Origin of the sequence: Ruminococcus flavefaciens, assembly GCF_900119075.1 — a bacterium.
Lineage (GTDB): Bacteria > Bacillota > Clostridia > Oscillospirales > Ruminococcaceae > Ruminococcus > Ruminococcus flavefaciens_Q.
This window is the reverse complement of the sequence record NZ_FPIP01000005.1, coordinates 167,117-178,853: the sequence shown is the minus strand read 5'-3', so window position 1 is coordinate 178,853 and position 11,737 is coordinate 167,117. Positions and strand designations below refer to the sequence as shown.

The 11,737-nt window shown below is 50.0% G+C and carries 13 protein-coding genes; all 13 read right to left on the bottom strand.

Annotated elements, in window-relative coordinates:
- Positions 1-10: 10 nt before the first annotated feature.
- Complete coding sequence (locus tag BT105_RS09340; RefSeq protein ID WP_072300463.1) at positions 11-730, bottom strand: ABC transporter permease subunit; 720 nt, start codon at positions 728-730, stop codon at positions 11-13.
- Positions 730-1,860, bottom strand: a complete 1,131-nt coding sequence (locus BT105_RS09335; RefSeq protein WP_072300462.1) for an ABC transporter ATP-binding protein — start codon at positions 1,858-1,860, stop codon at positions 730-732. Before BT105_RS09335 ends, BT105_RS09340 begins: the two co-directional genes overlap by 1 nt.
- A 107-nt stretch (positions 1,861-1,967) precedes the next feature.
- The gene (gene ribF, locus BT105_RS09330; protein WP_072300461.1) at positions 1,968-2,846 is read right to left on the bottom strand and encodes a riboflavin biosynthesis protein RibF; all 879 of its coding nucleotides are present in this window, start codon (positions 2,844-2,846) and stop codon (positions 1,968-1,970) included.
- Between the two features lie 4 nt (positions 2,847-2,850).
- Positions 2,851-3,744 carry a tRNA pseudouridine(55) synthase TruB gene (gene truB, locus BT105_RS09325; protein ID WP_072300460.1) on the bottom strand — a complete coding sequence of 298 codons (894 nt, stop codon included), beginning with the start codon at positions 3,742-3,744 and terminating at the stop codon, positions 2,851-2,853.
- Positions 3,744-4,694 (bottom strand): DHH family phosphoesterase, encoded by a 951-nt coding sequence (locus BT105_RS09320; protein WP_072300459.1) that lies wholly within the window; start codon positions 4,692-4,694, stop codon positions 3,744-3,746. Before BT105_RS09320 ends, truB begins: the two co-directional genes overlap by 1 nt.
- 12 nt (positions 4,695-4,706) lie before the next feature.
- Positions 4,707-5,045 (bottom strand): 30S ribosome-binding factor RbfA, encoded by a 339-nt coding sequence (gene rbfA, locus BT105_RS09315; protein ID WP_028514121.1) that lies wholly within the window; start codon positions 5,043-5,045, stop codon positions 4,707-4,709.
- A gap of 17 nt (positions 5,046-5,062) precedes the next feature.
- Positions 5,063-5,653, bottom strand: a complete 591-nt coding sequence (locus tag BT105_RS09310; RefSeq protein WP_072300458.1) for a hypothetical protein — start codon at positions 5,651-5,653, stop codon at positions 5,063-5,065.
- A 39-nt stretch (positions 5,654-5,692) separates the two neighbouring features.
- Positions 5,693-8,410: a translation initiation factor IF-2 gene (gene infB / locus BT105_RS09305; protein WP_072300457.1), complete on the bottom strand. Its 2,718-nt coding sequence runs from the start codon at positions 8,408-8,410 to the stop codon at positions 5,693-5,695.
- Positions 8,411-8,484: 74 nt separating this feature from the next.
- Complete coding sequence (locus tag BT105_RS09300) at positions 8,485-8,808, bottom strand: L7Ae/L30e/S12e/Gadd45 family ribosomal protein (protein ID WP_072300456.1); 324 nt, start codon at positions 8,806-8,808, stop codon at positions 8,485-8,487.
- On the bottom strand, positions 8,777-9,055 hold the full coding sequence (gene rnpM / locus BT105_RS09295; protein WP_028514117.1) for an RNase P modulator RnpM: 279 nt from the start codon (positions 9,053-9,055) through the stop codon (positions 8,777-8,779). Before rnpM ends, BT105_RS09300 begins: the two co-directional genes overlap by 32 nt.
- Positions 9,056-9,057: 2 nt before the next feature.
- Positions 9,058-10,260 carry a transcription termination factor NusA gene (gene nusA, locus BT105_RS09290; protein ID WP_081367852.1) on the bottom strand — a complete coding sequence of 401 codons (1,203 nt, stop codon included), beginning with the start codon at positions 10,258-10,260 and terminating at the stop codon, positions 9,058-9,060.
- A 55-nt stretch (positions 10,261-10,315) separates the two neighbouring features.
- Positions 10,316-10,789: a ribosome maturation factor RimP gene (rimP, locus tag BT105_RS09285; protein ID WP_072300455.1), complete on the bottom strand. Its 474-nt coding sequence runs from the start codon at positions 10,787-10,789 to the stop codon at positions 10,316-10,318.
- 292 nt (positions 10,790-11,081) lie between these two features.
- Positions 11,082-11,531 (bottom strand): hypothetical protein, encoded by a 450-nt coding sequence (locus tag BT105_RS09280; RefSeq protein WP_072300454.1) that lies wholly within the window; start codon positions 11,529-11,531, stop codon positions 11,082-11,084.
- Positions 11,532-11,737: the final 206 nt, after the last annotated feature.

Here is an 11,737-nt window from a genome sequence, read left to right as displayed (position 1 = left end):
TTTCTGATGATCAGCTCCAACGTCTCTTCTCAAGCACCTTAACGGTGAAGAAGTTGAAGAGGAAGGCTGCGCTGATGAAGAATACCACGCTGGGGAGACTGAATACTCCTCTTGTGAATTCAATATATCTCGAATAGAAGGCTATTGATGAAACTGCCTTGAATATCACTCTCTTTACGATGTTGCCGTTTTCAAAATCGGATACGAGCGTCTCTGAGAGGTATATCACGAATATAGCAACAAGGCTGACAACTGCCGAAGCCATCTGGTTCTCGGTAAGTGAGGAGATGAAAAGTCCTACTGCGATAAAGGCTGCGCCAAGGAAGAGCATTGCGAAATAGTTTCCGAGGAGCGTCTGCCATACCACGTCGCCGAGGTAGTTGATGATGAATGCATAGATGAATATTATGGACTCGGCTATAACGAACAGTGTAAGTGCTGCGAAATACTTGCCGAGAACGATGTCCCACAGACTTATGGGAGCTGTGAGAAGTCCCTGATCGGTCTTGTTCTTCTTTTCCTCGCTGAGCAGCTTCATGGTCAGCACAGGGATAAGAAACATTACGATATAGAACATTGAACTGAACATACTTGAAGTATCGGCAAATCCGCTGGCGATGACTCCGTTATAGAAGAATATGCCCGATACCAGCCAGAACACAGCAAGAAATACATATGCTACGCCCGACGTAAAGAATGCGCCCATTTCGCGCCTGTAAATAGCCAGCATTATTCCTCACCTCCGTTATTTTCTGTGCTGTCTGCGGCTGTATCTTCATCGCCGCTGTCAACGATAGACGATTCTTCTTCCTCATCGTCCTCCTGAACGGCTCTGAGCTTGCCGCTTGCAGTGGTCTTTATCTCGATCCTTGGCTTGGACTTGCCGCCCTTGTCGTCGGACTTGCTGAGTCCCTCGTCCATGGTGATCTTGAGGAAGATATCCTCGAGTGTGAGGTCTGAGAGCTGGAGCATGAGTATATTCCAGCCGTTATCAGCGCAGAGCTTGTTGAGTGCGCGGCGGATATCGGTCTTGCCGTCTGTCTCGATATCGTAATCGTAAATGCCTTTTTCGCGCTCCATATCTGCGCGGACGTACTTGACGCCGTCCATGGCTCTTATCTTTTCTGCGATAAGACGCTTGTCGTCTGCGGTATGTGTAGGACCTTCGATACGAAGCGTCATCTTGTGCTCGTTGGTGATGTTCTTTGCTATCTCGTCGGCAGTGCCGTCAGCGGCTACCATGCCTCTGTTGATGATGATTATCCTGTCGCAGACAGCCTGTATCTCGGGAAGTATATGTGAAGAAAGGATAACTGTGTGCTTCTTGCCCAGCTTCTTGATGAGTGATCTTATCTCGATTATCTGATTAGGATCGAGACCTACTGTAGGCTCGTCAAGAATGAGCACGGGCGGATTGTTGATGAGCGCCTGTGCAAGACCTACTCTCTGTCTGTAACCTTTTGAAAGGTTCTTGATTATTCTGCCTCTTACGTCCTCTATCTTGCAAAGGCTGCAAACGTCCTTGAGGTGTGCCTTTCGGGGCAGCTTGCACTTCTTCATGTCGTATACGAAGCCGAGGTAAGCCTCAACTGTCATATCAACGTAAAGCGGCGGTATCTCGGGAAGATAACCGATGTTTGCCTTTGCCTTCTTTGGATCGTCAAGGATATTGACGCCGTCGATAAGCACATCGCCCGAGGTTGACGAGATGTATCCCGTCAGCATATTCATGGTCGTGGACTTTCCTGCACCGTTAGGTCCGAGGAAGCCGAGTATCTCACCCTTTTCGACCTTGAAGCTTATATCGTTTACGGCAAGCTTGTCGCCGTATCTCTTGGTAAGGTTCCTGACCTCTATCATTGGGTTTTACCCTCCTTATTATATGTGCGGCAGATACTGCCGCGTATTCGCACCTTTACTATGTTAATACTTCTATGTGATAGCACAGTGAAAGCAGAGCGAATTTTTTACAATATATTCATGGCAGAGGCTATATCCGCATTTATCTGCCCCTTTAGCTCGTCCAATGAACCGAACTTCATCTCGGGACGGATAAAGCCGCACAGCTCTACCGTCAGCGGACTTCCGTAAAGGTCTCCGGAAAATCCGTGTATATATGTCTCGGCAAGAGGTGCGCCGCCGTATTTCACGGTGGGCTTCATGCCGATATCCGTTATGGACGGATAGGCCTTTCCGTTTACATGAGCTTTTGAGGCGTACACGCCGTACTTCGGCACAAGCTGTCCCTCGCCGAAAAGCTGGTTTGCCGTGGGGAAGCCGATAGTGCGCCCAAGCTGAGCGCCCCGTGCTACTTCCTTTGCTATGATGTAATTCTTACCGAGCATAGCGTTTGCACGGTCAAGCTCTCCCTCTGTGAGAAGCTGTCTAACGGCTGTTGAGGATACTCTCTCGCCGTCACAGAATACGTCGTCAACGGTCTGCACCGTGAAGCCGTACCTTTCGCCGAAGCTGCGCAGCTCGTCCGTGCCGCAGGAGGCGCCTCTGCCGAAGCGGAAGTCCCTGCCGCAGCACACAAAGGCGGCGTTCATCTCTCCGCGGAGTATCTCTCCTGCGAAGCTATCGCCGTCCATGCCGCATATGTCCTCAAATCTCGGCGACACAACACGCTCGACGCCGCAGTCGCTGCAAAGCAGCAGACTCTTTTCGCTCTCGCTGTAGATGTAGCCTGCCGCACCCTTTTTTGCCGTGCTTTCGGGCGGAAAGGTAAATGCGCAGGGTATGAGCCCCTGCTTTTTCTGCGCACAGGCAGCTCCCAGCACAGCGCGGTGACCGAGGTGTACGCCGTCAAAAAGTCCCAAAGCAACGGCTGTTCTTTTATTGTCCATGCCGTCACCCTAAATTCTTTCCCACGCAGAGCTCGCCTGTCTCAAAGTTTGCGAATGCGGTGCCGATGAAGCCTCCGTCAAAGCCGTAGACTCCGTACTGCTCGGCGCCGCTGCGTATGTCACGCAGCCTTGATATGTCGAGCTTTACGCCGTTTCTGTACATTCTTGTCTGAGCCTCGCCCAGTCTCAGCTTCGGCAGCTTTTCAAATACGCGCTCTATGGGGAGTATCAGCTCTTCAAGCCTGCCCTCGTCCCTTGCACACTGTATCTCCTCAAAGCTGTGGCAGTCGTCAAGGAAGAATCCTCCCGACGACGTTCTGACCAGTGAGGTCATTATGCCGCCGCAGCCCAGCTTTTCGCCGATATCGCTGATTATAGTTCTTATATATGTGCCCTTGCCGCAGGCTATGGACAGTACTCCCTCACGGGATACGCTGTCGTAGCTTTCCAGCACAAGGCTGTCTACCTCTATCTCACGCGCCTGACGCTCTACCTCTATGCCCTGCCTTGCAAGGTCGTAAAGGCGCTGTCCGTTTACCTGCACAGCCGAATACATAGGGGGAAGCTGCATTATCTTTCCCGTGAAATCGGGGATAACAGCTTCTATGTCCTCACGGCTCACAGCCATATCAGAGCATTCGCGCACCTCGCCCCACACGTCCTGCGTATCGGAGACGGCTCCCAGTCGGAAGCCTGCGCGGTAGCTCTTGGTATTGTCGGGCATGATGTCACAGGCTTTTGTGGCGCTGCCTACGAATACGGGAAGGACTCCCGTAGCCATAGGATCAAGGGTGCCGCCGTGACCGAGGCGTTTCATTTGCAGTATGCCGCGGAGCTTCGCCACCACGTCGAATGATGTGAAGTCCTGAGGCTTGTTTACGCAGAGGATACCGTTCATCAGCCGAGCGCCCTTTCGACAGCCTCGATGAGCTGCTTCTTTGCCTCGTCAAGCGGTCCGTTTATGGTGCAGCCTGCTGCCTTTGCGTGACCGCCGCCGCCGATGGACTGGCATATAGTGGATACGTTGACATCGTTAGCCGAGCGGAATGAGCACTTGTATACTCCGTCCTCGCGCTCGCGCATGAGTATGCCGACCTCTGTTTCCTCCAGCTGGATAGTGAGAGGTGCAAAGCCCTCCAGCTCCTCCATGGAAACGTTCATTTCCTTCATCATATCCTGCGTTACCGCAGCGATAGCAAGCTTGCCGCCGAGACAGTACTCCATGAGCTCGTTGACCTTTGCCTCGAGCTTGAGTCTGCCCATTGACTTTACGTCGAACATATAGCGGTTTATCCTTGCGAAGTTGATATCGTAGCTGCGCATCATCTCTGCGGCTATCTCATGAGCGCGGGGAGTGGTGCAGCCGTACTTGAAGCAGCCCGAATCGGTAGCAATGCCCGTATAAAGGCACATTGCGCAGTGTTTTGTTATCTTGACGCCCATGTACTGCGCAAGCTCGTAGATTATCTCGCAGGCAGCTGTAGCGTCGCCGCGGAGCAGTGTTCTCTCCGCGAAATTCTTGTTTGAGATGTGGTGGTCGATACAGAGCTGTACCCTGTCGCCGTAAATGTCCTTATAATCTCCCATAAGTGTGGTATCGGCGATGTCCACCGCTATAACGGTCTTTGGTTCAAAATCTTCCCCCGCTCCCTCATCTGTGAGGAAACTGTAGCGTGACGGAAAAACGTCGTGGCACACGACTCTGCTGCGGATACCGAGCTGTGCAAGGATATCCTTCAAGCCGAAGCCTGCGCCTATGCAATCGCCGTCGGGATTGCGGTGAGTCAATATAACTGCGTCCTCGCAGTTTCTGAGAAAGAGCTCAGCCTCACTGAAGCCTATATACATATGAAGCACTCCTTACAGTAGGTCATGGAGCTTTTTGCTTATCTCCGCACTTCTCTCTATTGAATTGTCGGCTATAAACGTTAGCTCAGGCGCTTTGCGCATTTTTAGTCTGTGAAAAAGCTCCCGCTTGACAAAGCCTGCGGCGCTTTTTAGTCCCTGAACGGACTCGTTTGCTCTTTCGATGCCCTCAAAGCTTGAAACATATATCTTGCAGCTTGACATATCGCCCGAAAGGTCGGCACGGACGATGGTGAGCATCTTGTCTATTCTCGGATCCTTCAGCTCGCGGAGGATCGCCGTCATCTCACGCTTTATATCTTCAGCCATGCGGCTGTTCTTGAAATTAGGCATTTTGTTCCTTTCTGCGGTCAGAGTTTGACTGTAAAGCCTCCCCCTGTTGTTTCCTCATGCTTGTCTGGATCGGCAGCCTTTGCGGTCTTTTTGGAAGTCTTTTTGGCAGGCTTCTTTGCCGCAGTTTTCTTCTCGGCTGTCTTTTTTGCGTTTGTCTTCTTTTCTGTCTTTTCCTCGGGCTTTTCGGCAGCTGTCTCAGTCTCCTGAGCAGCCTCCTCAGCCTTTGGCTCTTCAGCATTTTCGGCTGACTCGCCCTCGTCTGCGCCTTCGTGCTCCGTAAAGAAGCCACCCCCGAAGATGTCCGCAGAAAAAGCCTCGTCCTCAGCCGTTAAGCTGTAGTCGGGGATATCGTCGTCCCCTTCCTCGCCGTAGTAGATATCGGCGTAGTTGCCGTACTCGGGCTCAAGCTCCACGTCGCGGACAGGGCGCTCTATGCCCATTAAGTCGTCTGTATACGGCTCGGGCGCTTCAATAGCGCTGCACTGACCGAGAAGTATCTTCTTTACGGATTCAAAGAAGAATATATCTATAGGTCCGAAGTCGTCCCATGCCAGTGCTTCATTGCAGTACTGCAGCATATCCGCAGTACTCATTCTGCTGTTATCCATAAGAAATTCCCCCTTATCATTATCGGAAATTTTCGTTCATCAGTCCTCGCGGTACTCCTCAACGATGTATGTCTCGAAGATATCGCCTTCCTTGACATCGCTGAACTTTTCAAGGCTGATACCGCACTCGTAGCCCTCGGCTACTTCCTTTGCGTCGTCCTTGAAACGCTTGAGTCCTGCTATCTCGTCGTCTGCGATGATGATACCGTCGCGGACAACTCTTACCTTGCTGCCTCTTGTTACCTTACCGCTGAGTACGTAGCTTCCTGCTACCATACCAACGTTGGATATCTTGTATACCTGACGTACTTCAACACGTCCCTGCTCGACATCGCGGTACTTGGGAGCGAGCATACCCTTCATAGCTGTGGATATCTCCTCGATAGCGTCGTAGATGATACGGTAGAGTCTGATGTCAACGCCGTCACGGGCTGCATTCTCGGCTGCAACGGGATCAGGTCTTACGTTGAAGCCTACGATGATAGCGTTTGAAGCGCTTGCGAGCATTACGTCGCTCTCCTTAACGGCGCCGACTGCACCGTGGATAACTCTTACTCTTACCTCGTTGTTGGAGAGCTTTTCAAGGGACTGCTTTACAGCCTCGACCGAGCCCTGTACGTCAGCCTTTACTACGATAGGAAGCTCCTTTATCTCGCCCTCTGCTATCTGGCTGAACAGGTTATCGAGAGTTACCTTGCGGTATGCGTTGAACTGCTCCTGCTTCTGCTCGTGCTTTCTCTGCTCAACGAGCTCGCGGGCAAGTCTCTCGTCCTCAACTGCGTTGAAGATATCGCCTGCGCTGGGGACTTCTGCAAGACCTGTTATCTCAACAGGTACGGAAGGACCTGCTGCCTTTACAGTTCTGCCCTTGTGGTTGGTCATTACACGCACACGGCCGACTGCTGTGCCTGCGATGATGATATCGCCCTGCCTGAGTGTACCGTTCTGTACGAGAAGTGTTGCGATAGGACCTCTGCCCTTGTCAAGACGCGCTTCGATAACTGTACCCTTTGCAAGTCTGTCGGGATTAGCCTTCAGCTCCTTGACCTCTGCAACGAGAAGCACGTTTTCGAGAAGCTCGTCGATGCCCTCGCCTGTCTTGGCTGATACGGGTACGCAGATAACGTCGCCGCCCCAGTCCTCGCATACGAGGTCGTACTTTGTGAGTTCTTCCTTTATACGGTCGGGGTTTGCGCCCTCCTTATCCATTTTATTGATAGCAACGATAATGGATACGCCTGCTGCCTTGGCATGGTTGATAGACTCAACTGTCTGGGGCATGATACCGTCGTCTGCGGCAACAACAAGGATAGCGATATCGGTGATATTCGCACCTCTTGCACGCATTGATGTGAATGCCTCATGTCCGGGGGTATCAAGGAATGTGATGTCCTGTCCGTTTACGTTTACCTGATAAGCACCGATATGCTGTGTGATTCCGCCTGCTTCGCCTGCTGCAACGTGAGCGTTTCTGATACGGTCAAGGATAGATGTCTTACCGTGGTCAACGTGTCCCATTACAACTACAACAGGGCAGCGCGGCTGGAGGTTTGTATCGTCGTCATCGGTATCGTCGATAAGACGCTCCTCGATAGTCACGATAACTTCCTTTTCTACCTTTGCACCCATTTCGTCTGCAACGATAGCTGCGGTATCAAAGTCTATCTCCTGATTGATAGAAGCCATTACGCCCAGCTTCATAAGCTGCTTGATGACCTCGGTTGCTGTAGCCTTGAGTCGTGTTGCAAGCTCGCCTACAGTAATGCTGTCGGGGATAAGTACCTTGAGCTGCTGCTTTCTTGCTCTTTCAAGCTCCAGTCTCTTGAGCTTCTCAGCCTCGGACTCCTTCTTGGAGAACTGCTGACGTGTTCTCTGTGCGGACTTCTGGTTTATCTTCTGCTTCTTGGAGGAGTAGTTGTCGTTCTTGTGCTTGTTGGAGGCTGCCATCTGGTCGTATCTCTCGTTGTACTTGTCGAGGTCAACGTAGCTTCCTCTTGTATCGACAGTTCTTCTCTGAGTAGAGGTCTGAGCTGTCTCAGAGCTGAATGTTGCGTTGAACTTGGTTCTCTCGCCTCTGTCCTGTGCCTTTGCAGGCTCTGTCTTTTTCTTGTCCTTCTTCTTGTCGCTCTTCTTTTCGGGAGTTGGTGCAGGAGTCTTTGCTTCGGGCTTTGTCTCAGCCTTGGGAGCTTCCTTGACAGGAGCTGTTTCCTGCTTCTTCTCGGGCTCGGCAGCCTTTACAGGCTCTGCCTTTGGCTCGGGCTTTGCCTCAGCCTTGGGAGCCTCCTTGACAGGAGCTGTCTCCTGCTTCTTCTCGGGCTCTGCTGCCTTAACGTGCTCTGCTTTCTTTGCAGGAGCCTCCTGCTTTGGCTTCGGCTCTTCCTTTTTCTCGGGAGCTGCTGCCTTTGCAGGCTTTTCTTCCTTCTTGTGAGCTGCCTTTTCCTTTTTCTCGGCAGGAGCTGCTGCTTTCTTCTCCTCGCTCTTAGGCTCGGACTTCTTTGCAGCAGGCTTCTTCTCAGCCTTGGGAGCTTCTTCCTTTACAGGACGGGGATCGTTCTTTGAGTTGAAGTAATCGTTCAGTGAATCCACGGAATAACGGTTCTTCATGTAGTGCTCAAGAACAGAGTTCATCTCCTCCTCTGTAAGTGAAGAGCCTGTTTTCTTTTTATTATCTCCCTTTTCAGTGAAAAAATCAATTAATTCCTGTGCAGGGACGTTGATATCCTTTGCTGCGTCGCTAAGCTTTATCTTTTTTGCCATAGGCTTTATTTACCTCCATTGTACTATGCCGTGCGTGTCACGGCGAAATTATGATCCGTATCTATATAAACGCATTACTGCGATATTTCGGATATTATCTTTTCAAAACCGTCTGCAAAGCCCTTGTCCGTCACTGCTATGACGGCGGTCTCCTTGCCGCAGAGCCTTCCGATATCGGATTTGCTGATGTCTGCTTCAAGGTGCTTCACCGAGTATTTCTCACAGTAGAAGCGGACCTCCTTGACGGTCTTGGGAGAAGCGTCAGAGGCTGTGAGCAGACACTGTGCTGTGCCGTTCTTTGCAGCTTCTACCGAGCTGTCAAAGCCCTTTACGGTCTTTCCTGCTCTTATACAGATACCCAGCAGATTAATTATCCTGCGGCTGCTCTCCGAGCTCATTCATCATCACCTCGTAAACGCTGTCCTCTATTTTACATGAGAAGGATTTCTCAAAGCGTCTTGCCTTTCTGGCTTTGTCGAGACACTCGCGGCTGCGGCAGATATACGCTCCTCTGCCTGCTGCCTTGCCCTTGAAGTCAAGGCTTATATCGCCCTCGGGAGACTTTACCACGCGGATAAGCTCCATTTTGGGCTTCATCTCGTTGCAGCCGAGACACATTCTCATGGGTATTTTCTTAGGCTTCATAATTATTCCTCGTTTGCAGGAGCTTCTTCCTCTGCTGCTGCCTCGGCTGTTTTCTCGGCAGGAGCTGTCTCCTCCGCCTCTTCCTCAACAGGAGGAGCTGCTTCAAATACAGGAGCTACAAAGTCGGGGCTCATCTCGGGAGCTTCTTCGCCTGTTATGTTGTCGAACTGGGGCTTGATGTCTATCTTGAAGCCTGTCAGCTTTGCTGCAAGCTTTGCGTTCTGTCCCTTGTTGCCGATAGCAAGCGAGAGCTGATTGTTGGGAACGATAACTGTGCAGGCTTTTTCCTCCATAGAGGTGATGACTGTCTTTAATACCTCGGCAGGAGCAAGCGCTCTTGCGATGAATTCCTCGGGAACTTCGCTCCATGGGATAATGTCTATCTTCTCGCCGCTGAGCTCGTTCACTACTGCGGTGATTCTTGAACGCTTAGGTCCGATGCAGGCACCTACTGCGTCTACGTTCTCGTCCTTTGACCATACGGCTATCTTGGTTCTTGAGCCTGCTTCACGGGATATGGACTTTACTTCAACTGTGCCGTCGTATATCTCGGGAACTTCCTGCTCGAAGAGTCTCTTTACGAGATCCTTGTGTGTACGTGATATCTTTACTACAGGCTTCTTGTTCTTGCCGATGATACCTGTGATGTATACCTTTACAGACTTGCCCTCTTCAAGGTTCTCGCCCGGTATCTGCTCGTTGCGGAAGAGATAGAGCTCTGTTCCGTCATATACAACGGTAACTGTACCTCTGCCCGGCTCTACCTGTGATACCTTGGCAGTTATGCACTCGTGCTCCTTCTGCTCGAACTTGCTGAGCATCTGCTCACGGTTTATCTCGCGCAGGTCGCCCTTGATGGACTGCTTTGCGGAGAGGGCAGCCATTCTGCCAAGCTTGGAGATATCCAGCTCCTTCATGATAGTGCCGCCTACCATAGCGTTGGGATCAATAGTTCTTGCAACGTCGATGTTTACCTCGTTCTCGTCGATAGGCTCATCGTCGATGATGTCCTGTCTGATATACATCTCGAACTTCTTGGTCTTGGGATCAATCTCAACGGAAATTCTCTCCTCGCTGTGGGGGTAAGCTCTTCTTGCTGCCTTGAGCATTGCCGATTTAACCTTTTCGATGAGAAGCTCGGTCTCTACGCTGTTTTCTTCACCGAGAGCTTCAAGCGCTCTGAAAAAGTCCTTATTCATGTTCATGTCTGTAAATTCCTCCAGTATATTTTATTTTGGTTTTAAGCAAATATGTTATTTTTCAGAAATCCAGATAAAGCTTTACAAAAGCTATATCTGCCAGAGGGAACTTCTTTTCCTCTCCGCTTTCCAGTATGACGGTCACGCCGTCCTTGTCCGCACCTGCAAGCTGTGCGACTATTTCCTTTTCGCCGTCAACAGCTCTGATGAAATGCACCCTTACGGTGTCGCCCTGACAGACCTCGAAGTGCTCCTCCTTGACAAGCTCGCGTTCCAGACCTGCCGAGCCCACTTCAAGCATATAGCTCTGAGCGATGAGGTCCTTCTCGTCAAGGATATCGCTTATGGGAGCGTTTGCGCGTTCACAGTCCGCAATGGTTATGCCCTCGTCCTGATCGATGAACACGCGGAGATACCACATAGCGCCTTCCTTTTCGTAGCAGACGTCCCAGAGGTAGTAGCCCAGCTCGTCGGTAATGGGCTTGATAAGGTCGTATACCTTTTGTTCCGTACCGCCGAATTTTTTGAATTTCATAGGCAGTTTTTCCCGATATTTCGGGTTTCTCCTTTCTCTGTAATGTAATAGTCCCAATATAAATACTAAAGACCGGAAGGGTTCCGGTCTTTGGGTTTACTATCATCATAAAGTATTATACCACGGTTTTTCGCAAAAATCAAGTGTTTTTCGGAATTTTTTTCAAAAAATCGCAGTTTTTTCCTGAGAGTATAAAAATCCTCCCCCGAAGCCTGTGTACCAGACCTCAGGGGAGCGATTCTATATATAAATTATTAAATCCCTTGTTCTATTCCTATATCAATGATTTTTATCACTTTTTCGTATATATTGTTCCTTTACCCGCAAGAACTATATCCGATTTTAACGGACCAGTATAATCCGGAGTATATTTGCCGCCGACGATCTCGGTACCGGCTAATACAGCAGAGCTGTCTGCTAAAGCATATTCAGGATTTATTGGATCGCCGCCGTGTATCATTTTCCAGACTTCAAATCTTCTTTTTGCTTCCCTCTCTTCGCGTACCTTGATCGGATCTTTTAAAGTATAGGAAACCGAACCTCTTACTATTGTCACATCTTCACTGTTGACCTGTTTGAGAAGTTCCGCTATATAAGCTTCTTCAGCCTGCTTATCAGCCTTTGCCAGACTGTAACTGCGTTCTGCGTATTCCGCACTTGCGGACATTGCACTTGTCATTGGTACTGCGCACATTGCGGCAGCTGCTAATGCTGTTATCATTCTTTTAAAATTGACCTTCATAATAATTTCTCCTTAATTTAAATTTAAAAAATACTGATTCGTAAAATAAAATTATGCCTGTGTGATATTGTCTGTTTTTGTTTGGATTTTGTTTGGATCAAGATTTGTTTTAGGTGTCGCGCAACCCTATGCTTTTATTATACTCATTTTTTTGCGTTTGCATAGATGACATTTGTCACTTTCGCAGTGACATTTGTCACTAAAAA

What these genes read in the sequence shown, in the direction of transcription:
- BT105_RS09320 (WP_072300459.1), bottom strand. Translation starts at nt 4,694, where the DNA reads ATGTATATAGGCTTCAGTGAGGCTGAGCTCTTTCTCAGAAACTGCGAG.
- rimP (WP_072300455.1), bottom strand. Translation starts at nt 10,789, where the DNA reads ATGAAATTCAAAAAATTCGGCGGTACGGAACAAAAGGTATACGACCTT.
- BT105_RS09340 (WP_072300463.1), bottom strand. Translation starts at nt 730, where the DNA reads ATGCTGGCTATTTACAGGCGCGAAATGGGCGCATTCTTTACGTCGGGC.
- BT105_RS09335 (WP_072300462.1), bottom strand. Translation starts at nt 1,860, where the DNA reads ATGATAGAGGTCAGGAACCTTACCAAGAGATACGGCGACAAGCTTGCC.
- nusA (WP_081367852.1), bottom strand. Translation starts at nt 10,260, where the DNA reads ATGAACATGAATAAGGACTTTTTCAGAGCGCTTGAAGCTCTCGGTGAA.
- BT105_RS09300 (WP_072300456.1), bottom strand. Translation starts at nt 8,808, where the DNA reads ATGAGCTCGGAGAGCAGCCGCAGGATAATTAATCTGCTGGGTATCTGT.
- BT105_RS09280 (WP_072300454.1), bottom strand. Translation starts at nt 11,531, where the DNA reads ATGAAGGTCAATTTTAAAAGAATGATAACAGCATTAGCAGCTGCCGCA.
- BT105_RS09310 (WP_072300458.1), bottom strand. Translation starts at nt 5,653, where the DNA reads ATGGATAACAGCAGAATGAGTACTGCGGATATGCTGCAGTACTGCAAT.
- rnpM (WP_028514117.1), bottom strand. Translation starts at nt 9,055, where the DNA reads ATGAAGCCTAAGAAAATACCCATGAGAATGTGTCTCGGCTGCAACGAG.
- rbfA (WP_028514121.1), bottom strand. Translation starts at nt 5,045, where the DNA reads ATGCCTAATTTCAAGAACAGCCGCATGGCTGAAGATATAAAGCGTGAG.
- infB (WP_072300457.1), bottom strand. Translation starts at nt 8,410, where the DNA reads ATGGCAAAAAAGATAAAGCTTAGCGACGCAGCAAAGGATATCAACGTC.
- ribF (WP_072300461.1), bottom strand. Translation starts at nt 2,846, where the DNA reads ATGGACAATAAAAGAACAGCCGTTGCTTTGGGACTTTTTGACGGCGTA.
- truB (WP_072300460.1), bottom strand. Translation starts at nt 3,744, where the DNA reads ATGAACGGTATCCTCTGCGTAAACAAGCCTCAGGACTTCACATCATTC.